Here is a 21,973-nt window from a genome sequence, read left to right as displayed (position 1 = left end):
GGTCACGGCAGCGGCGGCGGCTGCGGCTGCGGTGTCAGCGTGGCGACGTCTTCGTTGTCATCCGGCGGCAACGACTCGCCGTAGAAGTGGCGCATCAGGGCTTCATCCAGCGCACGCTCTTCCGGCGTCGTGGCGCGGCGCACCCGCGCGCGCTGCGGCACCGCACTGCCAGGTCCGCCGCGCTCGACCTGCTGGCGCGCCCAACCGGCGAACGCGGCCAGGGTCTGCGACACTTGTACCTGCTGCGCCTGCGATGCCGCCAGCAGTTCCACCAACGGCGCAAGGCCGGCCTGCAGGTCCTCGGCCAGCAGTGTGGCCGGGCTGCTGGGTGCAGCAACGACCGGCATCGGTGCCGCGGGCACCGGCCGCGCTTCGGAAAGACGCTGCAAGGCATCCAGCAATGCCGGCCACGGTGCCGGATCTGCAACGGCAGTCACTTCCGGTGCGGCCGGAGGCAACTGCAACGCGCTGGCGATGTCAGCCAGCTGCGCCACTACACGCCCACCGACATCGCTGTCGTCGGCACCCATCGCCTTGTTGCGCAGGAAATCGCGCTTGATCTGCGCCCAGCGCTGCGCCTGCGTGTCATCCAGTACGCCGCGCAGTTCGGCCAGCTTCAACAGGTTCTCCTCGGCACCGGTGGTGAGCAGCTGTGCCTCGCCCAGGTAGTGGTCGGAGATCAGCTGCTGCAGCTCCTCCTCGTTCATCACCGGCGAGATCTTCTCGGCCAGCTTGTTCATGTTGCGGTAGCTGCCCTGCAGGCGGAACGGCGGTTCGGTGCGGTAGCGATCATCCTGCGCGGCACTGGCGATGTACTGCTGGTTGACCCGGTAGACCACGTCGCGCACGCGCAGCATGCGCTGCAGGGTGGCAGTGATCTCGTTGATCTCGGCGCTGCTGTAGGCATGGCTGAGGCCATTGGTCGAGACCTCCTTGCCCATCGCGCGCTCGACCAGCACGTACAGGTCGGCCATGTCACGCGTGGCCAGCGGCGCCAGCACCGGGTTGGAGGTCAGGCTGTTCTCGATGTAGCTGAGCGTGAAAGCGGCTTCCATGCCACCGAGCACGTCGCCGAGGTTGTAGATGTCGGCACGGTTGGCCAGCATGTCGGGAATCTTGAACACCTCGCCGGACTCGGTATACGGGTTGCCGGCCATCACTACGCAGAACTTCTTGCCACGCATGTCGTAGGTGCGGGTACGGCCGCGCCACACGCCTTCGATGCGGCGGGTGCCATCGCACAGCGAAATGAACTTCTGCAGGAACTCGGGATGGGTGTGCTGGATGTCGTCGACATACAGCATGGTGTTGTTGCCCATCTCCAATGCCAGATTGAGCTTCTCCAGCTCCTGCCGCGAGGTTGCGTCCGGTGCCTGGGCCGGGTCCAGCGAGCGCACCTCATGACCCAGCGCCGGACCGTTGATCTTCATGAAGACCAGGCCCAGGCGGTGCGCCACGTATTCCATCAGCGTGGTCTTGCCGTAGCCCGGGGGCGAAATCATCATCAGCAGGCCCATCAGGTCGCTGCGCTTGTTCTCGCCCACCGTGCCCATCTGCTTGGCCAGGTTGTCACCGATCACGCCCAGGTAGACGTCGTTGATCAGCTTGTTGCGCACGAACGAAGACAGCGGCCGCGCCTTGAACTCGGAAAGCCGCAGGGTCTCGCGCTCGCGGCCGATGATGCCCTGGCGCAACGCCTGATAGGCATGGAATGCCGGCACGAAGTGACGCAGGTGCTGCTGCAGGCGTGCCAGGAAATCGTCCAGTGACAACGCAAGCGTGCCATTGCCGATGCGCGCATGCTCGCCGAGCAGGCCATTGACCTCCACCCGCAACGCAGCGTCGCTGGCACGGGTGCGCAGCTGGCGCTGCACCAGGAGCAGTGCCGCCGCTTCATCGACATAGCCGGCATGCATGGCGTACGCCGGCGTTCCCGCAAGTGCACGCAGCCATTGCCTGGCCAGTGCCCAGCGCGTGGCCAGCGGATCCTGGCTGCGCTGCAGGGCACGCTCGACCGCTTCACGCTGCCCTGCCTGCTCCAGCTGTTGCGACAGTGCCTCCAGCAGGACCAGCGCATGGCGGCTGCTGCTGAACACCGGCTCGCCCGCCGCCAGCTCTTCACCCAGATAAGCCGCCGCAGCCTCTGCGACATCGGCATCGAAAGGCAGGGCATGGGACTGCGCATAGGCCGACAGCGCTACGGCCATCTCCGCACGCAAGGCCTGGCGTCCCTCGTCGGATCCGAACAATCGCGCCAGTGCCTCGGCGCCGGCCTGCCGCGCTGGCCATTGTGCCACCGCCTCACGACGCTGCTCGGCCGCCCAGAACAGCAGTGCCAGCGCACGCACCTGCGGCAGGTGGCGCAGGCTGCCCGCGGCCTGCTGCAGCGGCAACAGTGCGCGCAGGATCAGCGCGGCATCGTGGTCATGGATGCCGCGCTCGTAGCCTTCGCGGTAGCGCGGTGCGGCGAACGCACGCACGCGCTGGTCCAGCGCTTCGGGCGTGGCGACGTCGTGCTGCAGCGTGGCCAGGTCAAGGCCGTCGCGTCCCTCCTGCGCGGCCATCAGCAGGCTGCCGGCCAGATACTCGCCGCGATACAGCGTGGGCGATTCCGAGTCCAGGGTGACTGGCCAGAACGGCCTCAGCGCATCCAGCTCCGGATCGTGCAGGGTCTCAAGGAAGTCCGTGCCGGTCAGGTGGATCGCCAGCGTGTCACCACGCGGCAGCAGGGTCAGGTCCAGCGCCTGGGTGTTGACGCTGAAGCGGTGGCGCGGTCCAAGCCGCACCACGTTGCCGCCGGCTTCGTACAGATCACTTCGGTCGCGCAGCTGGCGCACCGCCTGGTCCCGCACGCCCTTCAGCCGCGCCTCGATGTCGTCGGCCTTGACGTTGTCATGCAATGCGCGCAGGCGTTCGGCCAGCTCACGCAGCTTGAGGATCAGTGGATCGCCAGCGAAGAATGCGTTGAGCTCATCGGCGGTAGCGAAGCGCTCGGTGCGCTTGGCCAGGCCATCGAGAATGCGGTTGGCCGCGTCCAGCACCGAGCGCGCCTTGCGCTGGCGGTCATCCAGCAGCGCCTGCTTGTGCGTCTCGAAGGCTTCGACCAGCTCCTCGCGCTTGCTCAGGATGTCACCGAGGAACTGCTCATGCTCGCCGAACTGGCTCTCCAGCTCTTCCAGCTGCACCAGCAGGCGCGACAGCTGCTCGTCGGCGCGCTCCGGATCGGTAGCCAGGGCCAGCGCGCTGGTGATCGACTGTGAGAACAGCGCGAACTGTGCGGCGAACTGGGCCACGGCTTCGGCCGAACCGAGCGATCTGCGGCGCTGATCGGCGCGCGCACGCGCCTGGTTGAGACGCCCGTACAGCACTGAGATCGACTCGACCACACGGGTACGGGCGGTGGCATCGTCCACCTTCAGGCCGGCCATCAGCTCGGACAGCATGTCCAGGTCGGCCGCCATGCCACGCAATCCTTCCAGCTGCTCGTCCAGCTGGCGGGCACTCTGTGCCTGCTGGGCCGCGTCATCCAGCGCCTGCAGGCGCGCGGTCAACGGCGCCAGCGCGGCATCGCCAGCGAGGAAGTCACCCGTGGCGGCGCCGACGCGATCCTGGGCCTCCACCAGTTCGGCCGTCATCGTCTCGATGCGTGCGGTGTCGATGTAGCGCAGCTCGCGGATGGTCAGCAGGCGTCCACGCAATGCGGTGATTGCGTTGAGGGCCTCGACGAAGGCCTGCACCTCGTTCCAGTTCTGCGGCTGCAGGCGGCCCAGCAGGGCTTTGTGCGCGGCCTCGGCCTCGACCATCGCCTGCGCCGACTGCTGGCGGATCGACTGCACCTTTTCGTATTCGTCCAGCACCGATTCGCCGGTGGCGCTGATCTGCCGCAGCAGCGCCTCTGCACCATCGCAGGCCGCGTCGCCCAGCCAGTGGTGGGCATCGAACAGGCGCCGGGTGTCGGCCACCAGGCGCTGGTAGCGCTGCACCGACACGTCCTGGCCATCAATCTCGCGCGCCAGGTTGAACAGGTTGGAAATGCCACGCACCAGCTCGGCGTTGCCGATGCGGCCCATGAAGGTGTTGCCGGGCGGTCGGCTGGCAGCAAACTCGTCACTGCTGAACGGGGTCTGCCAGACCTGCATCGGGTGGATGCGGGTCGGTTCGTTGCCTTCGGCATGGAACAGCACCATGCGCCCGTCCTGCAGGAAGGCGTAGCCATGGCCGAACACCGGGTTCTGCAGCACGCGCTGGATGGTGTTGTAGACGAACAGCGCCGAGCGCCCACCCTCGCGCTCGTAGAAGATGTACAGCACATCCTCGCCATTGGGCGAGCGGATGCTGCGCTTGAACTGCATGCCGGCCATCGAGGCGTCGAACGCCTTGTGCTCGCCACCCTGCAGGTAGTAGCCGCCCGGGAAGATCACGCCGTGGTCCTCAGGCAGCTGCACGCAGGCCTGCACGATCGCATCGTTGCGCACGATGCCGCCGGTCAGCGTGTTGTAGATCAGGCCCCGCCACTCCGTCTCGCGGTACGGCAGCACCTTCAGCAGCACCAGCGAGCCCACCCGGGCGAATTCGAACTGGGCGTCGTCCAGCGACTGCGTGCTGTCCTCCACCGGTTCGCTGTAGATGCCCTGCCCGGTCTCGGTGTTGTTCTCGACCTTGATGGTGAGATCGCCGCCGGTAGTCTCCACGAACAGGGTGTCGAGGATGTTCAGGTGCGAATGGCGACCATTGACTGCCAGGTCGCGGGTGGCCTTGGTCCATTCGAAGTCGAACGGCGGCGGCAGCGCGATGTCACGCTCGCCGCGCGCATCCAGATAGGTCAGCTCGCCATCGCGCGACAGTGCCCAGCGGAACACGCGCACATCGCTGCTGCGTTCACCGATCTGGAACGAGGCCAGCAGCTTGTCGCCCACCACGATCAGCTGCAGCAGGCGTGCGTGCTTGTAGTAGGCGTACAGCTCGTTGAAGTCGTGCACGAAGCCGGGCTGGTCGAGGAAGCTGCCCTTCAGCTCCAGCGCGGCCACGTCGTAGCCATCGCTGCCCTGCACCAGCCGGTACAGGCCGAACACGTCCTCGATGCGGGTCTGGGTCTTCAGCCCGATGAACACGTTGTAGCCGAACAGCAGGCGGTCAGGACCCACCTGCACGATGTCGCGGCCGACGCAGTTGTTCTCGCTGCGGATGCGGAAGCGCCCAGCCACTTCCAACCGGCTGTCACCGAATTCGGCCAGGCGCTGGCGGTTGAGCGTTTCGGCCAGGCTCTGCAGGCGCTGGCCCTGCTCGGCCAGGCGGCGGCGCAGGACTTCGTAGGCACCGCCCTGGGCGACGGCCTGGTCGACGGTGGTGCCGCCGGCCTCCGGCGCGGTGGTTTCGGCGGACGGATGGGTTTCAGACATCAGCAGGCTTCCAGCTCACGGGCGAACGGCCGCGTGTGCGGCCGGCACGGACGGGCGATGGCCACGGCGGCCACCGCCCCATGCATCAACGGGCGCTGTCGACCACGGTGGCCGACACGGTCGGCACAGCGTCGGCATCCTCGGTGATCTGGCGCGGGGCCGGTTCGGCCACGGCCACGCCCAGGTAGCGCTGCATCAGCTCCTGCACGATCGGGCTCTTGCCGGCGAAGCCTTCGATCGACTTGCCCAGCGAAACCGCCTTGACCAGATTCTCGAACATGCCGCCGTCGCCGCCGACCAGATCGATGTCGGCATTGCGCAGCGCACTGGCGATGACGTTGGCGTTCTCGCGCGAGACTTCCTTGCCGGCTTCGATCGAGGCCAGCGCCTGCTTCAGGCTGTTGTCCAGCATCATGCGGAACTCTTCGTGGCCACGTGCCTGGTCGCTCAGCGAGGCGATGGCCTCGAACTTGCGCACCAGGCCTTCGGCCTCGGCCAGCAGCTTCTTCTGCACCACGCCGGCTTCGGCATTGCCCAGCGATTCGGTGGCAGTGGCACGGGCCAGGCCCATCTTCTCCTCGCCCTGTGCCTGCGCCTGCAGGGTCTGCGCCAGCACCTGGGCCTCGTTGCTGCCCTGCTTCAGGCTGGCTTCGGCCTTGGCTTCGATCACGCGGGCCTCGGCGATGCCGACCTTCTCGATGGCCAGCGCGGAGGCTTCACGCACCTGCGCTTCGGCCAGGCCCGGCGCGGCCTGCTCGGCGCGCAGTGCGTCGGCCAGCAGTCGCTTGGCTTCGGCCTGCTTGCCGGCCGCTTCGTGTTCGGCCTGGGCCAGCGTGGTCAGTTCCACCGCGCGGTGCTTGGAGGCGGTTTCGCGTGCCTGCGCTTCCTTCACCTCGCGCACCAGCGATTCCTGCGCCTTGGCTTCGGCTTCCAGGATCAGCACCTGCTTCTGGCGGTCGGCCTCGGAGACCTCGCGCACTTCCTTGATGCGCTCCTCTTCCTGGGCCACGGTCTTGTCGATGGAGATGCGTTCGCGGGTGATGTTGGCCACATCCATCTTGCCCTGCTCGACCACCTTGTCGCGCTCCACGCCCTGCAGCTGCACTTCGCGGTCGGTGGTGACCTGCTCCAGCTGGCGCGCGCGCTCCACGCGCTCGGCCTCGATGGCCACGGCGCGCTGGCGGTTCTGCTCGGCCACTTCCACTTCGCGCAGGCGGTTCTGGTCGCGGATCTCGATCAGCTGCTGTGCTTCGATGCGGGCGTTCTCGGACAGCTGGCGCTGTTCTTCCTGCACCTTGGCGGTCTCGGCTTCCTCGCGGGCACGGATGGTCTCGATCTCGCGCTTCTGGCGTGCTTCGGCTTCGGCCTGCTGGCGTTCCAGCGCCAGCAGCGCTTCACGTGCCTCCACGTTCTTCTTGGTGATGGCGAGCTTTTCGTTCTGTTCCAGCTCGTTGGTCACCACGTTCTGCGCGGCGGTCAGCTCGGTGATCTTGCGGATGCCCTGCGCGTCGAGAATGTTGAACTGGTCCAGCAGCGACTTCGGCGTCTGCTCCAGGTAGTCGATCGCCACGTCTTCCAGCACGTAGCCATTGAGGTCGTTGCCGATCACCGCGATGATCTCGTCGCGGAATTCCTGGCGCTTCTCGAACAGTTCGGTGAAGTCGAACTTCTTGCCAACCGTCTTCAGCGCTTCGGAGAACTTGGCGTTGAACAGCTCATCGACGGCGTGCTTGTCCGACGCACGGTCGGCACCGATGGCCTTGGCCACGCGCAGCACGTCGGCCTGGGTCTCGTTGACCCGCAGGTAGAAGGCCACGGCGATGTCGGCACGCATGTTGTCGCGGCAGATCAGGCCCTCCTTGCCGCGGCGATCGATCTGCAGGGTGATCAGGCTGATCCGCATCAGCTCGGCGCGGTACAGCACCGGGATGATCAGTGCGCCAGTGAAATGCACCTTGGGCGTGGAGCTCATGTCGTTGACGATCAGGGCCACACCCTGGTCGACCTTGCGGTAGAAGGCCTTGAACAGGCCGGCCAGGCCGAGCAGGCCGACCAGCAGGACCACCACGCCGATCAGGAAGGGGGCCATGGTTGCCAATGTCATCAGTGATTCTCCTTGTTGCCCGGAAGCAGGTTGTCCTGGAAATCGAGGGCGACCGCATCAGCGCGGACCACCCGGTAATAGTGTTGTTCGGCCATGTGCTCGACCAGCACGATGCGCTCTCCACGCTGCAGTTCGATGTCGCTGCGCACCTGCAGCACCAGCCCGGCACCACCGTCGTCGAAGGTGGCGTGACCGCTGCGGGCATCCACCCTGGGCGAGGCGACCACGCCGGTCCGTCCCAGCAGCGAGGCCTGCGCCACTGGTCGCAGGCGCAGCAGGAACCGGCGGATGGGCCGCAGCAGCAGCGCGGTGACCGGCACCGCTGGCAACGGCGCCAGCACGGCCACGACCGCGCCGATCGACCAGCGCAGCAGGTCGGGCAGCGGCAGCAGCACGAACAGATGGATGAAATAGGTGACGATCCAGGCGAAGAAGCCCAGCAGCGTCACCACCAGCATGAGCGGCACCCCGCCCAAGCCCCAGCGCGCCAGCAGCGCGGACAGGCCCTGCAGGTCGTGGTGATCGCCATGCAGCGCACCATCGGCGCCGGCATCGCCGAACCCGTCATCGACCAGGCCGAACGCCGCCAGCGCCCAATACAGCACCGCCACCGCCAGCACGATGCTGTACGGCAGGGTCGGGAAACCGAACACGACGGTGAGGAATTCCTGCATCGCTTTGCCTTCCTGGGCTGTGGGCGGCGCTCGCCCGTTCGGGACGCGCAGAGCGCGCCCCGTCGATCCCCGCGCCGGCCCTCTTGGCAGGCGCGTTGGCTCCATCCTATGTGAAGAATGCGTGCAGGCTCAAATCTGGCCGCAAATCACGACAAAGGGTGACGCGTATCACTCCAGAACCGTGCAGTCCGCGCGGCGCACTTCTTCGACGAAGGTGCGCATCTTGTACCCGTCCTTGATGCCCGGCTCCAGCTCGATGCCACTGGAGACGTCCACGCCCCACGGCAGCGTGGCCAGGACGGCGTCATAGACGTTTTCCGGGTTCAGGCCACCGGCCAGCAGGAACGGCCGGTGCAACCCGGTCGGAATGCGGCCCCAGTCGAACGCTACGCCGGTACCGCCACCACCACCCGGTGCGTGGCTGTCGAACAGGAAGCCAGCGGCGCTGGGATAGCGCAGCTGCAGGGTGCGGGCGTTGACCTCTTCACGCCCGCCCATGGCGATCGCCTTCAGGTAGGGCATGTTGAAGCTGCGGCAGAAGCTCTCGTCTTCCTCGCCATGGAACTGCAGCAGGGTCGGACGCACCGTGCGCAGCACCTCGCGCACCTCTTCCTTGCTGTTGTTGCGGAACAGCGCCACCACGTCGACCATCGGCGCGATCGCCTGGCGCATCGCGCGGGCCTCGGCCGGCGCGACCCGGCGGCTGCTCTCGCGGGCAAAGATGAAGCCCACCGCGTCCACGCCCAGTTCACCGGCCAGGCGGACATCGCCGGCACGGGTCATGCCACAGAACTTGATGCGTGTACGGTAGTAGGAGCGGCTCATAGCGTGACCTCGGCGGGCAGATGCCAGTTGTCGGGGTACAGGGGCCCAAGGAACACCAGGCCCTGTGGCGGTGCGGTGGGGCCAGCTACGGTGCGATCGCGCCCGGCCAGCAGTTCGGCGATCCATTCCACCGGCTTTTCGCCGCTGCCCACCAGGATCAACGATCCGACGATATTGCGGACCATGTGATGAAGGAATGCATTGCCCTGCACGGCGACCTCGATCACCTCGCCCTGGCGGCTGACCTGCAGTGACTGCAGTTCACGCCGGGCATGCAGCGCCTGGCACTGCACCGAACGGAACGCGCTGAAGTCGTTCTCGCCGAGCAGGGCCTGGCCGGCCGCATGCATCAGGGTCTCGTCCAGCGCCCGGCGCTCCCAGCTGAGGGTCTGGCGCTCCAGCGCCGGCCGCACTTCACGGTTGAGCAGGCGGTAGCGGTAGCGACGCGCACGCGCCGAGAAACGGGCATGGAAATCATCGGCCACCGGCACGCACCAACGCACTGCGATCGAGCGCGGCAGGCGGGTGGTGGTACCCAGCATCCAGGCGCGCGGATCGCGCACCACGTCGGTATCGAAGTGGACGACCTGGCATTGGCCATGCACACCGGCATCGGTGCGGCCGGCACAGACCACCTGCAGTGGCGCGTCGGCCACCGACGACAGGGCCTGCTCGAGGCTGGCCTGCACGCTGGGACCGCCCTCGCCCAGGTTCTGCCAGCCCCTGAAATCGCTGCCGTCGTACTCGACGCCAAGCGCGTAACGCATGTGCTACCTCGATGTTGCGGGTGGGCGGCGCTCAGGCCGGATCGCGTTCGGACCAGACCGCCAGTTCGTTGCCACCGGGCTCGACGAACTGGAAGCGGCTGCCGCCGGGGAAGGAGAACACCGGGCGCACGATCTCGCCACCGGCATCACGCACCGCCGCCTCGATCGGCGCCAACTGGTCGGCGTACAGCACCAGCAAAGGCGCGCCGCTGTCACTGGCCCGTTGCGGCTGGCCGCGGAAGAAGCCGCCCTGCAGGCGGCCATCGTCGAAAGCGGTGTAGTCGCTGCCATAGTCGACGAACGACCAGCCGAACACCTTCTCGAAAAAGGCGCGGCTGGCGGCCGGATCACTGGAGGCGAACTCTACGTAGTCGATGCGGCGCTCGCGGCTCATGGCACGGTCCTTGTCAGCAGGTTCGGTCACGGCAGGCGCGCCAGCAATTCGCGCGCCTGTGCCTGGCTGTGCAGGTCGCCGCCTTCTGCGACCTCCAGCAGCAGGGTACGCGCAGTCTGCGCGTCGCCCAGGTCGAGATAGGCGATGGCCAGTTCCAGGCGCTCCTGGCCCGCACGGGGCGACCAGCCAGCGTCGGTGCCCGCCGCCGCGGTGATCGGCGCGGCATCCTCGTGATGCGGGGCATCGATGCCGTCGCGGTCGATGGGCGCCTGATCGATGGCATCGACCGGAGCGTCGACGTCATGCGTTTCTGCCGGCAGATCGAACACGCCACGGAACTGCGGTTGCTGTTCGGCATGCAGCGCATAGTCCGGCACACCGATGTCGGCCGGGGCTTCCGGTGCAATCGGTTCATCCTGCACCGGCTCGACAACGACACCCTCGCTGCTGGCGGTCGCGGGTTCGTCCCAGCGCGGCAGATCGGTCACCGCCTCGGGCAGTACGACCACGTCTTCGTCACGCAGTGAGTCAGCCCGCCACTCGGGCGGCGCCACGGGGTCGGTGATCGGATCGACTGCGGCTTCGGCCTGCACCTCGGGCTCGCTCGCCCAGGCCGGCATCGCCGGCTCGTGGCGGCCGCCATCGGCTACCGCCGACGACCATGAAGACTGCTCGGCCAGCGTATCCAGCGCCGCGCCCGCCGGCACCGCAGCCGTCAGGCCCGCGGCATCGTCTTCTTCACGCAGCGGCGGCAGCGGCGACGGCTTGCGACGGCGCAGCAGCCAGGCCACACCGGCCGCCAGCAGCACCACCGGCAGGCCCAGCCAGTACCACGGCGTCACCGCGTCACGGGCCCCCGGGGCCTGCGCCAGTCGCTGCTGCGCGGCCGCCAGGTCGTTGTCCTTCATCGCGATCAGCGACTGCTGCTGTTCCTTCAGCTTCTCCAGATCGGCCACGCGCTGCTTCAGCTCGCCGATCTCGGCATCGCGGGTGGCGATGTCTTCACGCGCCTGGCGCAGTTGTTCGTTGCCCAGCATGTCACCCTCGCTGCCGGCAGCGGTGCCGGTGGTTGTGCCCGCATGCGCGGCGTCGGACGCCAGCGCCGGAGCGATCTCAAGTCGTGCGCCATTGGCCGCAGCCGGGGAAGAAGCGCTCGTGGTTGCCGCCCTGGCGACCGGTGCGACCGTTCCCGCCGGCTGCGGAACGGTACGTGCCTGCCGCCATTGCGCGGCGTGCTCGCGCACCAGCGCAGCGGCCTCCGCCGCATCCACGGCGGCCAGCGCATCGCTGCCCGGCACACGCAGCACCGCGCCCTGCTTGAGCAGGTTGACGTTGCCACGGATGAAGGCTTCGGGATTGGCTCGCAGCAGGGCGATCATCGCGCGGTCGCGGCTGACCTGGTTGCCGCGCGCCACCGCACTGGCGATCTGCGAAAGGGTCTGACCGCGCTGCACGGTGATGCTGCCATCAACCGGAGTCGCCGCTACCGGTGAAGGTGCCGCACGCGGCCGTGCCGGTGCCGGTGGTGTCGCTGCAGCGGCACGGGTCGGCACATCGGGTGCCTCCGTTGCAGACACGGGCGCCGGCTCGCGGGCAATCATGTTGGAAAGCGTGCCTGCCGGGGCAACGATCTCCGGTTCGGTTACTGCCAGCGCACTGGACGGTGCATCAACCAGCGCCGAATACTCGCGCACCAGCCGGCCCTGGCCCCAGTCGGCCTCGATCAGGAAGCTCAGCGACGGGGTCTCGACCGGCGCCTGCGAAGTCACCCGCACCACCGCCCTGCCCTGCGCATTGCGGGTCAGTTCGAACTGCAGTTCGCTGACCAGCCCGGTCGGCCGCTGCAGGCCGACACGCTCGAAGGTGACCGGTGAGGCCAGCGCGACGCGCAGGTTCTCCAGCTCGGACGGATCGGCCGAGACCACCGGGATTTCGGCCAGCAACGGCTGGCCCGGCTTGGACAGGACCCGGATGTCACCCAGGCCCAGGGCAAACGCCGAACTGCTGGCCAGGGCCAGCAGCGCGGCGGAAAGATAGCTGAGCGGGCGCTTTGCGCCCTTGGCCCGTTTATTCATGGGCGACACTATAAAGCGTGCGGACCAAGGTCCGCACCCACCGGAAAGACCCTTGAGGTAGTGCCGGCCGCTGGCCGGCAATCCCTTCAGCTGGTGGATCAGGGCAATGCCGGCCAGCGGCCGGCACTACCGACAAGCAGTCGAGCATGGCTCGACGCTACATAACCGGAGATCAGCGCTGCTCGGCGGCGACCAGTTCGGCCAGCTGCACGGCGTTCAGCGCCGCACCCTTGCGCACGTTGTCCGACACGATCCACAGGTTCAGGCCGCGCGGATGCGACAGATCTTCGCGGATGCGGCCAACGTACACCGCGTCGGTGCCCGAGGCGTGGGTGACCGGGGTCGGGTAACCACCGGCCTCGTGGCGATCCACCACTTCGATGCCCGGCGACTGCTCCAGCAGCGCACGCGCTTCGGCGACGGTGACCTTGTCGCGGGTCTCGATCGCCACCGACTCGGAGTGGCCGTAGAACACCGGCACGCGCACCGCGGTCGGGTTCACCAGGATGCTGTCGTCGCCGAGGATCTTGCGGGTCTCCCAGATCAGCTTCATCTCTTCCTTGGTGAAGCCGTTGTCCTGGAAGTCGTCGATGTGCGGGATCAGGTTGAAAGCGATCTGCACCGGGAAACGCTGCGGATCGATTTCCTGGAAGCTCAGCAGCTGGCCGGTCTGCTTGCCCAGCTCCTCGGTTGCCGAACGGCCACCGCCGGACACCGACTGGTAGGTGGAGACGTTGATGCGCTCGATGCCGTACTTGCGGTGCAGCGGCGCCAGTGCCACCAGCATCTGCATGGTCGAGCAGTTCGGGTTGGCGATGATGCCACGCGGACGGTTGGCGACCTGCTCCGGGTTGACCTCGGACACCACCAGCGGCACGTCATCGTCGTATCGGAACGCCGAGGAGTTGTCGATCACCACCGCACCGGCAGCCGCGAACTTCGGTGCGTATTCCTTGGACACGCTGCCACCGGCCGAGAACAGGGCGATCTCGACGCCGGTCGGATCAAAGGTGGCCAGGTCCTGGACCTTGACCTTCTGGCCGTTGAATTCGATCTCACCGCCGGCCGAACGCTCGGAGGCCAGGACACTCAGGGTACCGACCGGGAAACCACGCTCGGCCAGGATCGACAACATGGTCTCGCCGACCGCACCGGTGGCACCGACGACGGCGACGTGGAAACTGCGCTGTGCATTGCTCATGGGGGAAACTCTCACGAAAACGGGGATGGGAAAAAACACGCACGACAGCTGGGTTCGGGGAACCTCCTCAAGCGGGGCGCACGGAGGTTCCCTATCGTTTCCCGGTTTTTTTGCCCAGAGTCACGCGCGCGGCCATCGCCGCGTCAGCGTTGATCGCGCTCGGCATGCGCGACGGGCCGCCGTCCAGGCCGAGCCCGGCAACCAGATTATCCACGGCCAGCTGTACCATCGCCGTGCGCGTAGCCAGCGAGGCGCTGCCGATGTGCGGAGTGAGCACGACGTTGCGCAGCGCCAGCAGTTCGGGGCGTACCTTTGGCTCGCCTTCGTACACATCCAGACCCGCTGCAGCAAGGCGGCCGTTGGCCAGCGCATCGGCCAGCGCGATCTCATCGACCAGGCCGCCGCGGGCGATGTTCACCAGCGTCGCCGACGTCTTCATCTTCGCCAGCGCGGCGGCATCGATCAGGTGGTGCGAGGCAGGGGTATACGGCAGCACCAGCAGCAGGTGATCGGACTGCGCCAGCAGCGTGTCCAGGTCCACATAACGGGCCCCCACCTCCGCTTCGGTCGCGGCCGGCAGCTGCGAACGGTTGTGGTACAGCACCTTCATGCCGAAACCGTGCGCGCCGCGACGGGCGATGCCCTGGCCGATGCGGCCCATGCCAAGGATGCCCAGCGTGCTGCCGTGGATGTCGGCACCGAGCATGGTCTGGAACGACCACTGCTGCCACTGGCCCTCGCGCAGCCAGCGCTCGGACTCGGTGATGCGGCGCGCGGTGGCCATCAGCAGTGCGAAGCCGAGATCGGCAGTGGTTTCGGTCAGGACATCCGGCGTGTTGCTGGCCAGGATACCGACCGCACTGAGCGCGTCGACATCCAGGTTGTTGTAGCCGACACCGACATTGGCGATCACCTGCAACTGCGCGGCATCGGCCACCTGCGCTGCGCCGATGCGCTCGTTGAGGGTGATGATGGCGCCGTCGGCGCTGGCCAGCTGCTCGGCGATCTGCTCGGGCGACCAGGCGGTGACGGTGTCGGTGCTGCGCAGCTGCACGCGATCGCGCAGCGGCGCGATGGCCGCGTCGATCAGCGGCTGGCTCACCCACACGGTCGGCCGCGTGTCAGCCATCGATCTGCCCGGGAATGCGCGGGGTGATCGTGCCGACATCGCCGCACTGCGCGCGATGGCGCAGCGCCTGGTCCATCAGCACCATCGCCACCATCGCCTCGGCGATCGGGGTGGCGCGGATGCCGACGCAGGGATCGTGGCGACCGGTGGTGACCACCTCCACCACGTTGCCGGCGGTATCCAGCGACGGGCCCGGCAGGCGCAGGCTGGAGGTCGGCTTCAAAGCGATCGAGGCGACCACCGGCTGGCCGGTGGAAATGCCGCCAAGGATGCCGCCGGCATGGTTGCTGGCGAAGCCCTGTGGGGTCAGCAGGTCGCGATGTTCGGTGCCCTTCTGTGCGGCGCTGGCGAAACCGTCGCCGATCTCAACGCCCTTCACCGCGTTGATGCTCATCAGCGCGGCGGCCAGTTCGCCATCGAGCTTGCCGTAGATCGGCTCGCCCCAGCCCGGCGGCACGTTGTCGGCCACCACGTCCACGCGCGCACCGACCGAATCACCGGACTTGCGCAACGCATCCATGTACGCCTCCAGCTCGGGCACCTGTGCGGCGTGCGGCCAGAAGAACGGATTGTCTTCCACCGCCGACCAGTCGAAACCGGCCGGGGTGATGTCGCCCAGCTGCGACAGGTAGCCGCGCACGGTCACGCCGAAGCGCTCGGCCAGCCATTTCTTGGCGACCACGCCGGCGGCCACGCGCATGGTGGTCTCGCGCGCGGAAGAACGACCGCCACCGCGCGGGTCGCGGATGCCGTACTTGTGCCAGTAGCTGTAGTCGGCATGGCCCGGCCGGAACTGCTGGCCGATGTTGGCGTAGTCCTTGCTGCGCTGGTCGGTGTTGCGGATCAGCAGCGCGATCGGCGTGCCGGTGGTCAGGCCCTCGTACACGCCGGACAGGATCTCGACCTCGTCCGCCTCGCGGCGGGCCGAGGTGTGCCGGCTCTTGCCGGTAGCGCGACGCTGCAGGTCGTGGGCGAATTCGGCCGCGTCCAGCGCCAGCCCCGGAGGGCAGCCATCGATCACGCAGCCGATGGCCGGCCCGTGCGACTCGCCGAACGTGGTGACGGTGAACAGCTTGCCGAACGAATTGGAACTCACGGGCGCTGCGCCGCCAGTTCGGTGATGCGGGCGCTGTGGGCGATCAGCTCGCGGCATTCGACCGCGAAGATGCCCATCTGGCCAACCTTGAATTCGATCCAGGCGAAGTCGACTTCCGGCAGCAGCTTGATCAGGTGCTGCTCGGACTCGCCCACTTCACAGATCAGCAGGCCGTCCTCGCTCAGGTGCAGCGGGGCATCGCGCAGGATCTTCAGCACCAGGTCCAGGCCGTCGTCGCCGGCACGCAGGCCCATCTCCGGCTCGTAGGAGTATTCCTGCGGCAGGGCATCGGTCTCGTCGTTGGTGACGTACGGCGGATTGGTGACGATCAGGTCGTAGTGGCGGCCGGTCAGGCCATTGAACAGGTCCGACTTGAGCAGGGTGACGTTGTGCGCCTGCAGGCGCTCCTTGTTCTCCTCGGCCAACGACAGCGCGTCGTCGCTCAGGTCGACACCGTCCACTTCCCAGTTCGGGTAGTAGTGGCCCATGGCGATGGCGATGCAGCCCGAACCGGTGCACAGGTCCAGTGCACGATGCACGTCACGACCTGCCAGCCACGGCTCGAAACCGCACTCGATCAGCTCGGCGATCGGCGAGCGCGGCACCAGGGCGCGCGCGTCGCTCTTGAAACTCAGGCCGGCGAACCAGGCCTCACCGGTCAGGTAGGCGGCCGGGATGCGTTCGTCGATGCGACGTTGGAACAGTTCCAGCACGCGCAGCTTCTCGGCCTGCAGCAGGCGCGCCTGGCCGTAGGCCGGGCCGAGGTCGTGCGGCAGGTGCAGGCTGTGCAGCACCAGCTGGGTGGCCTCGTCCAGCGCATTGTCATAGCTGTGCCCGAAGGTCAGCCCGGCTTCGTTGAAACGGCTGGTGCCGTAGCGGATCAGATCGATGATCGTGTGGAGTTCGGCGGCCGTTTCAGCGGTCATGGCGGTACTGCGGGCAAAGTGGCCCCCGATTATAGGGGCTGGCGCCCGCGGCGGCATCCGTTGCGGCGGAAACGATCGGGCCGCAGCCGGTATGATGGAGCCCATTTCGCGCGGGAGCCCCCATGTTCAATCGCAACGCCGGCATCATCCTGCTGATCGCCCTGGCGGCGGGGCTCGGCCTGCTGGCCGCCCAGCAGGTGTTCGCGCCGAAGCCGCCGGCCAACGCCCCGGCCACCGAAGCGATCACGCTGTACCCGCAACCGCGTGAACTGCCCGACTTCAACCTGGCCCAGTCCGACGGCACCCGGCTGATCCCGGGCGAGCTGAAGGGCCACTGGACCCTGGTGTTCCTGGGCTTCACCTTCTGCCCCGACGTCTGCCCGACCACGCTGGCCGAGCTGGCCGGCGCACAGAACCAGTGGGAGGCCCTGCCCGACAGCCTGCGCCCGCGCGTGCTGTTCATCTCGGTCGACCCCGACCGTGACAGCGCCACCCGCCTCGGCGAGTACGTGCACGGTTTCCACAAGGACACCCTGGCCGCCACCGCCGACGTTCCCTCGCTGGAACGTTTTGCCACCTCGCTGGGCTTCGTGTTCCAGAAGGTGCCGGGCAAGCACTTCGACGAAAATCCCGAGGATTACACCGTCGAGCATTCGGCCAGCCTGGCCGTGCTTGATCCGCAGGGCCGCCTGGCCGGCCTGGTACGCCCCCCGTTCAACGCGCCGGCGATTGCCCGCGACCTGCAGAAGCTGACCGAGAAAACCGCCCCATGAGCCTCACCACCGCCCTGACGTACGCCCTGCCCCACCGCCTGCTGTCCTCGATGGCGCGCTCGCTGGCGTACTCGGACGATCCGCGCGTGTCGCGCTGGCTGATCGACACGGTCACCCGCAAGTTCAACGTCAACCTGGACGAAGCGGCCAACCCGGACCCGCGCAGCTACGCCACCTTCAACCAGTTCTTCACCCGTGCCCTGAAGCCGGGCGCGCGCGTGGCCGATGCCGATCCGCGCAGCCTGGTGATGCCGGCCGACGGCCGCATCAGCCAGCTCGGCAGGATCGAGGCCGGACGCATTTTCCAGGCCAAGGGCCAGTCGTTCACCGCCGCCGAGCTGCTGGGCAGTGACGAGGATGCCAAGCCGTACAACGATGGCCTGTACGCCACCGTGTACCTGTCCCCGCGCGATTACCACCGCGTGCACATGCCGTGGACCGGCACCCTGCGCGAAACCGTGCACGTGCCGGGACGCCTGTTCAGCGTCGGCCCTGCGGCAGTCAACGGCGTGCCGCGCCTGTTTGCGCGCAACGAGCGCCTGGTCTGCCATTTCGACACCAGCTTCGGCCCGATGGTCAGCGTGATGGTCGGTGCGCTGTTGGTCTCCGGCGTGGAAACCGTATGGAGCGGCGAGGAGATCCCGGCCTATGGTGATCGCATCACCCGCAAGGACTACCGCGGCCAGGGCATCCAGCTGGAACGTTTTGCCGAGATGGCGCGCTTCAACTACGGCTCGACCGTGATCGTGCTGCTGCCGCCGGGCGTGGCCGAGTTCGCCCCGCAGCTGGGCGCCGAAAGCCCGGTGCAGCTGGGCCAGGCGCTGGCGAAGCTGCGCTGAGGCTTCGGTAGTGCCGGCCGCTGGCCGGCATCTCCGTTGATCCAACGCGACGAGCATTGCCGGCCAGCGGCCGGCACTACCGGTACGCGCGTTACTGCAGGGCCGGAGCCGGGCCGACGTCCATGCCGTCGTAGTCTTCCACGCCCTTTTCCGCGGCCAGGGCAGCGAATTCCTGGTTGCGGCGGTCCAGCGAGGCTTCATCGTGGATTTCCACGCGCTCCACGTGCAGCACGTGGAACGGCGCGTCGCCCTCTTCCGGCTCCTGTTCGAACAGCTCGACGAAGCTGTAGCCCTGCGCCTGCAGGTGGTCGGCCAGTACCTGCAGCGGCTCGGCGCTGGAGTGGACGAAGAAATACCCCCACAGCAATGGGCCATTGATGTCCCAGTCGGTGTTTTCGCGGAGGTTGGCGAACAGGTTGCGGGTGTCTTCGAGGTCCATGCGGGTTCCGGGGGTCGTGGGGATTACTTGTCGCAGCCCTGCAGCTTCAGCGTCTGGCCGTGGCGCAGGCTGTAGGCCGGGGCTTTCAGGCCGTTGGCGCGGGCCAGGGTCGGCACGTCGCACTGGAACTTCGCGGCAATGGCGCCCAGGGTCTCGCCCTTGCCCACCTTGTGGCTGCGCACGGGTTTCGGTCGGGCCGGTGCCGGGCGTGGCGTCGCCACCGCGGCCACCGGTGCGGTCGGCACGCTGGTGGACGCTGCCGCATCGGCCACCGGCACCACGCCGCCCACCGCCACGCTGCCGGTATAGCTGGCCGCGGTCGGGCGCTTGATCGCCGCGTTCAGATCAGCGGTGATCAGGGTGCGGGCCAGGTCGGCACGCGGGCCACTGACGCAGTTGCGCTGGTACAGGCCAGCGATGCGGGTAGTGGCGTTGATCAGCGTGCCGGCCGGAATCCAGCCATCGGCTTCATAGCGCGGGTTGAGGTTGCGCAGCGCGCGCATGTAGCCATCACGGGTGCCGTGGCTGCCCAGGCAGATGGTCAGTTCGTAGATGGTGGTGGACTTGGCCAGGCGCAGCGTGGCCGGCTGCGCGCTAATCTTCGGGAACTCCACGCCGTACTGCTGCGGGTGCAGGAAGATCCAGGCCGCGGCGATCACCATCGGCACATAGTCCTTGGTCTCGCCAGGGAACTGGTTGTAGACGCTGTCGGTCCAGAAGCTCTGCCCAGCGCTCTGCTTGAACACGCGCGCGGCACGGCCTTCACCACCGTTGTAGGCGGCCACCGACATTTCCACGTTGTTGTTCAGTTCGCGCAGGCGTTCGTTGAGATAGCTGGCGCTGGCCTCGGCCGCGCTGCGCGCGTCGAAACGGGTATCGAAGCCGGTACCGTCCGGGCCGAGGCCGAAGCGGCGGCCGGTGGCCGGCATGAACTGCATCAGGCCAGCCGCGCCGGCACGCGAGGAGGCATGCACACGGCCGTTGGATTCCTTGGCCATGATGCCGAACAGCAGTGCCTCGGGCAGGCCTCGCTTCTCCCACTCCGGCCACATCACCGCGCGCAGGTTCTGGTAGTTCTCATAGCTGGTCAGCAGCGCCGGGCGCATGTCGGTCAGCCAGCGGCGGATGCCGGCCTGCACCGCCGGGTTGTACTCGACCATGCTGTCGAAGGCGTGCCGCTTGTCGTTCAGCAGCGCGGCAGCGCGCGCGGCCTCCGGCACGTCGGCGGTGAGCGGGCCGATATGGTCGGGGTCGGCTTCCAGGCGGTCGCCGCCCTCGTCGGCCACGTCATCGCTGGCAGCGGCATCGGCGTCATGCTTGAGCAGGCGCTTGTAGCTGGCCAGCAGGGTGCCCATCTGGCAGCCCTTCTGCTTGACGCAGTCGTTGAGGACATCCTCCATGTCCTCCAGCGCGGCGTCGGCCTCGTTGCTGCCCTTGGGGTCGGCATTGGCGACCAGCAGCAGCGCATCGCTGTAGCGCTTCTCGGCAACGGTCATGCGCTGCTGCAGCGCATCGACCTTCGCCTTGTCCCGGGCCGAAACCCGCTGCGCATGGGCGTCGGGCGCCAGGGAAACCAGGCCGGCCAGGGCCAGCAGCGGCCAACCACGGGAAATCAGGACAGGAACGGGCATTGATGGCACTGTGTGCGAAACAGGCAGGCAGAGTAGCGGCGCCGCCAAGGTCCGGGCAAGCCGACCTTCGGACCGTCACCGCCGGCGGTTAACATTGGGCTATTCACCACAAGGGCTGGACCATGGATCCGATTCTGCTCGGCAAAGGCATCACTGACGATATTGCCGTCACCCTGCTGCCGAAACTCGGCAACCGCCACGGCCTGGTGGCCGGCGCCACCGGTACCGGCAAGACCGTGACCCTGATGACCCTGGCCGAGGGCTTCTCGCGGCTGGGCGTGCCGGTGTTCCTGGCCGATGTGAAGGGCGATGTGTCCGGCCTGGCCGTGCCCGGCACCGGTGCCGAGAACCTGCTCAAGCGCGCGGCCGAGATCGGCGTGGCCGACTATGCGCCGGCCGCCAGCCCGACCATTTTCTGGGACCTGTACGGCAAGCTCGGCCACCCGGTGCGCACCACCGTCAGTGAGATGGGCCCGACCCTGCTGTCGCGCATCCTCGAATTGAACGACACCCAGGCCGGGGTGCTCGATATCGTATTCAAGCTGGCCGACGACCGCGGCCTGCTGCTGCTGGACATGGACGACCTGCGCGCCCTGCTCGGCCTGGTCGCCGAGGAGCGCAAGGACATTTCCACCGAGTACGGCCTGGTCAGCGCGCAGTCGATCGCCGCGATCCAGCGTTCGGTGCTGCGCCTGGCGCAGGACGGTGGCGAGAACTTCTTCGGCGAACCGGCGCTGGAACTGGCCGACATCATGCGGGTCAACCACGACGGCCGCGGCATGATCGGCATCCTCGCCGCCGACCAGCTGGTGCTCAAGCCCAAGCTGTACTCCACCTTCCTGCTGTGGCTGCTGTCGGAACTGTTCGAGCAGCTGCCGGAAGTGGGCGACCTGGACAAGCCGAAGCTGGTCTTCATCTTCGACGAGGCCCACCTGCTGTTCGACGACGCACCGGCCTCGCTGGTGCAGCGTATCGAGCAGGTGGTGCGCCTGATCCGCTCCAAGGGCGTGGGTGTGTACTTCTGCTCGCAGTTCCCCGACGACGTGCCAGGCAACATCCTCGGCCAGCTCGGCAACCGCGTGCAGCATGCGCTGCGCGCGTTCACCCCGCGCGACCAGAAGGCGGTGAAGACCGCCGCCGAGACTTTCGTGCCGAACCCCAAGCTGGACGTGGCCAAGGTATTGAGCCAGCTCGGCACCGGTGAGGCCCTGGTCTCCACGCTGCAGGACAAGGGCGTACCGATGCCGGTGCAGCAGACGATGATCGCGCCGCCGCGCTGCCGGATGGGACCGATCACCGAGGCCGAGCGCGCCCAGGTGCGTGCCGGCAGCCCGGTCGGCACCCGCTACGACACCGCGATCAACCGCGAATCGGCCGCCGAGCTGCTGGCCCAGCGCGCGCAGAAGACGGTCGAGCAGGCGCAGGCTCCCGCCGCCCGCAGCCGCGAGCAGGACGAAGCGCAGGAAGGCGGTTTCGGCCAGGCGATCAAGGATGCGATCTTCGGCACCAAGCGCCGCCAGGGCATGATCGAGACCATGGCCAAGCAGACCACGCGTACCGTCGGCACCAAGCTGGGCAACCAGATCGTGCGCGGCCTGCTGGGTGGCATCTTCGGCGGCAAGCGCTGATCTGTCGCTGCCGGGGTCAGAGCCCTTTCCCCGGGAAAGGGATCTGACCCACGGGTCGGATCCCTCCCGCCAG

General features: G+C 67.6%; 16 protein-coding genes. 3 read left to right on the top strand and 13 right to left on the bottom strand.

What is annotated here, in order from left to right; translation table 11 throughout:
* Positions 1-2 precede the first annotated feature (2 nt).
* The 11 genes from VPH47_RS05970 to prmB form a co-directional block, all read right to left on the bottom strand.
* The gene (locus VPH47_RS05970; RefSeq protein ID WP_368850320.1) at positions 3-5,399 is read right to left on the bottom strand and encodes a DNA repair ATPase; all 5,397 of its coding nucleotides are present in this window, start codon (positions 5,397-5,399) and stop codon (positions 3-5) included.
* Between the two features lie 85 nt (positions 5,400-5,484).
* Positions 5,485-7,503: a hypothetical protein gene (locus tag VPH47_RS05965; protein WP_180846267.1), complete on the bottom strand. Its 2,019-nt coding sequence runs from the start codon at positions 7,501-7,503 to the stop codon at positions 5,485-5,487.
* The gene (locus VPH47_RS05960; RefSeq protein WP_110713002.1) at positions 7,503-8,177 is read right to left on the bottom strand and encodes an OB-fold-containig protein; all 675 of its coding nucleotides are present in this window, start codon (positions 8,175-8,177) and stop codon (positions 7,503-7,505) included. The genes VPH47_RS05965 and VPH47_RS05960 overlap by 1 nt, the downstream gene beginning before the upstream one ends.
* Before the next feature lie 168 nt (positions 8,178-8,345).
* Complete coding sequence (locus VPH47_RS05955) at positions 8,346-9,002, bottom strand: phosphoribosylanthranilate isomerase (protein WP_049429515.1); 657 nt, start codon at positions 9,000-9,002, stop codon at positions 8,346-8,348.
* Entirely contained in the window at positions 8,999-9,769 is a 771-nt protein-coding gene (gene truA, locus VPH47_RS05950; RefSeq protein WP_110713003.1) for a tRNA pseudouridine(38-40) synthase TruA, read from the bottom strand. Before truA ends, VPH47_RS05955 begins: the two co-directional genes overlap by 4 nt.
* 31 nt (positions 9,770-9,800) lie before the next feature.
* On the bottom strand, positions 9,801-10,163 hold the full coding sequence (locus VPH47_RS05945; protein ID WP_093999948.1) for a VOC family protein: 363 nt from the start codon (positions 10,161-10,163) through the stop codon (positions 9,801-9,803).
* 26 nt (positions 10,164-10,189) lie between these two features.
* Positions 10,190-12,238, bottom strand: a complete 2,049-nt coding sequence (locus tag VPH47_RS05940) for a FimV/HubP family polar landmark protein (RefSeq protein ID WP_368850319.1) — start codon at positions 12,236-12,238, stop codon at positions 10,190-10,192.
* Between the two features lie 172 nt (positions 12,239-12,410).
* Positions 12,411-13,439, bottom strand: coding sequence for an aspartate-semialdehyde dehydrogenase (locus VPH47_RS05935; protein ID WP_110713006.1), 1,029 nt, complete (start codon positions 13,437-13,439; stop codon positions 12,411-12,413).
* 91 nt (positions 13,440-13,530) lie between these two features.
* Positions 13,531-14,568 (bottom strand): D-glycerate dehydrogenase, encoded by a 1,038-nt coding sequence (locus VPH47_RS05930; RefSeq protein ID WP_248858056.1) that lies wholly within the window; start codon positions 14,566-14,568, stop codon positions 13,531-13,533.
* On the bottom strand, positions 14,561-15,664 hold the full coding sequence (gene aroC / locus VPH47_RS05925) for a chorismate synthase (RefSeq protein WP_005410486.1): 1,104 nt from the start codon (positions 15,662-15,664) through the stop codon (positions 14,561-14,563). Before aroC ends, VPH47_RS05930 begins: the two co-directional genes overlap by 8 nt.
* Positions 15,661-16,590: a 50S ribosomal protein L3 N(5)-glutamine methyltransferase gene (gene prmB / locus VPH47_RS05920; protein WP_110713009.1), complete on the bottom strand. Its 930-nt coding sequence runs from the start codon at positions 16,588-16,590 to the stop codon at positions 15,661-15,663. The genes aroC and prmB overlap by 4 nt, the downstream gene beginning before the upstream one ends.
* Positions 16,591-16,712: 122 nt before the next feature.
* Here prmB and VPH47_RS05915 point away from each other — a divergent pair, with 122 nt between their 5' ends.
* The gene (locus VPH47_RS05915) at positions 16,713-17,363 is read left to right on the top strand and encodes an SCO family protein (RefSeq protein ID WP_006381470.1); all 651 of its coding nucleotides are present in this window, start codon (positions 16,713-16,715) and stop codon (positions 17,361-17,363) included.
* The gene (asd, locus tag VPH47_RS05910; protein WP_006381472.1) at positions 17,360-18,202 is read left to right on the top strand and encodes an archaetidylserine decarboxylase; all 843 of its coding nucleotides are present in this window, start codon (positions 17,360-17,362) and stop codon (positions 18,200-18,202) included. The genes VPH47_RS05915 and asd overlap by 4 nt, the downstream gene beginning before the upstream one ends.
* Before the next feature lie 91 nt (positions 18,203-18,293).
* Here the strand turns inward: asd and VPH47_RS05905 are convergent, their stop codons facing one another.
* Positions 18,294-18,641, bottom strand: coding sequence for a ribonuclease E inhibitor RraB (locus tag VPH47_RS05905; protein ID WP_110713014.1), 348 nt, complete (start codon positions 18,639-18,641; stop codon positions 18,294-18,296).
* 23 nt (positions 18,642-18,664) lie between these two features.
* On the bottom strand, positions 18,665-20,272 hold the full coding sequence (locus tag VPH47_RS05900; RefSeq protein WP_110713015.1) for a transglycosylase SLT domain-containing protein: 1,608 nt from the start codon (positions 20,270-20,272) through the stop codon (positions 18,665-18,667).
* A 122-nt stretch (positions 20,273-20,394) separates the two neighbouring features.
* Between VPH47_RS05900 and VPH47_RS05895 the strand changes: the two genes are divergently transcribed.
* A complete protein-coding gene (locus tag VPH47_RS05895; protein WP_110713017.1) occupies positions 20,395-21,900 on the top strand; it encodes a helicase HerA-like domain-containing protein in 1,506 nt (501 codons plus the stop codon).
* Positions 21,901-21,973 lie beyond the last annotated feature (73 nt).

The sequence above is a fragment of the Stenotrophomonas sp. WED208 genome (assembly GCF_040984485.1).
Classification (GTDB): Bacteria; Pseudomonadota; Gammaproteobacteria; order Xanthomonadales; family Xanthomonadaceae; genus Stenotrophomonas; species Stenotrophomonas riyadhensis.
Note: the sequence above shows the minus strand (reverse complement) of the source record. Positions and strands in the feature narration are given on the sequence as shown.

What these genes read in the sequence shown, in the direction of transcription:
- VPH47_RS05965 (WP_180846267.1), bottom strand. Translation starts at nt 7,503, where the DNA reads ATGACATTGGCAACCATGGCCCCCTTCCTGATCGGCGTGGTGGTCCTG.
- VPH47_RS05955 (WP_049429515.1), bottom strand. Translation starts at nt 9,002, where the DNA reads ATGAGCCGCTCCTACTACCGTACACGCATCAAGTTCTGTGGCATGACC.
- VPH47_RS05900 (WP_110713015.1), bottom strand. Translation starts at nt 20,272, where the DNA reads ATGCCCGTTCCTGTCCTGATTTCCCGTGGTTGGCCGCTGCTGGCCCTG.
- asd (WP_006381472.1), top strand. Translation starts at nt 17,360, where the DNA reads ATGAGCCTCACCACCGCCCTGACGTACGCCCTGCCCCACCGCCTGCTG.
- VPH47_RS05960 (WP_110713002.1), bottom strand. Translation starts at nt 8,177, where the DNA reads ATGCAGGAATTCCTCACCGTCGTGTTCGGTTTCCCGACCCTGCCGTAC.
- VPH47_RS05915 (WP_006381470.1), top strand. Translation starts at nt 16,713, where the DNA reads ATGTTCAATCGCAACGCCGGCATCATCCTGCTGATCGCCCTGGCGGCG.
- truA (WP_110713003.1), bottom strand. Translation starts at nt 9,769, where the DNA reads ATGCGTTACGCGCTTGGCGTCGAGTACGACGGCAGCGATTTCAGGGGC.
- VPH47_RS05945 (WP_093999948.1), bottom strand. Translation starts at nt 10,163, where the DNA reads ATGAGCCGCGAGCGCCGCATCGACTACGTAGAGTTCGCCTCCAGTGAT.
- VPH47_RS05905 (WP_110713014.1), bottom strand. Translation starts at nt 18,641, where the DNA reads ATGGACCTCGAAGACACCCGCAACCTGTTCGCCAACCTCCGCGAAAAC.
- VPH47_RS05935 (WP_110713006.1), bottom strand. Translation starts at nt 13,439, where the DNA reads ATGAGCAATGCACAGCGCAGTTTCCACGTCGCCGTCGTCGGTGCCACC.
- VPH47_RS05895 (WP_110713017.1), top strand. Translation starts at nt 20,395, where the DNA reads ATGGATCCGATTCTGCTCGGCAAAGGCATCACTGACGATATTGCCGTC.
- prmB (WP_110713009.1), bottom strand. Translation starts at nt 16,590, where the DNA reads ATGACCGCTGAAACGGCCGCCGAACTCCACACGATCATCGATCTGATC.
- VPH47_RS05940 (WP_368850319.1), bottom strand. Translation starts at nt 12,238, where the DNA reads ATGAATAAACGGGCCAAGGGCGCAAAGCGCCCGCTCAGCTATCTTTCC.
- VPH47_RS05930 (WP_248858056.1), bottom strand. Translation starts at nt 14,568, where the DNA reads ATGGCTGACACGCGGCCGACCGTGTGGGTGAGCCAGCCGCTGATCGAC.
- VPH47_RS05970 (WP_368850320.1), bottom strand. Translation starts at nt 5,399, where the DNA reads ATGTCTGAAACCCATCCGTCCGCCGAAACCACCGCGCCGGAGGCCGGC.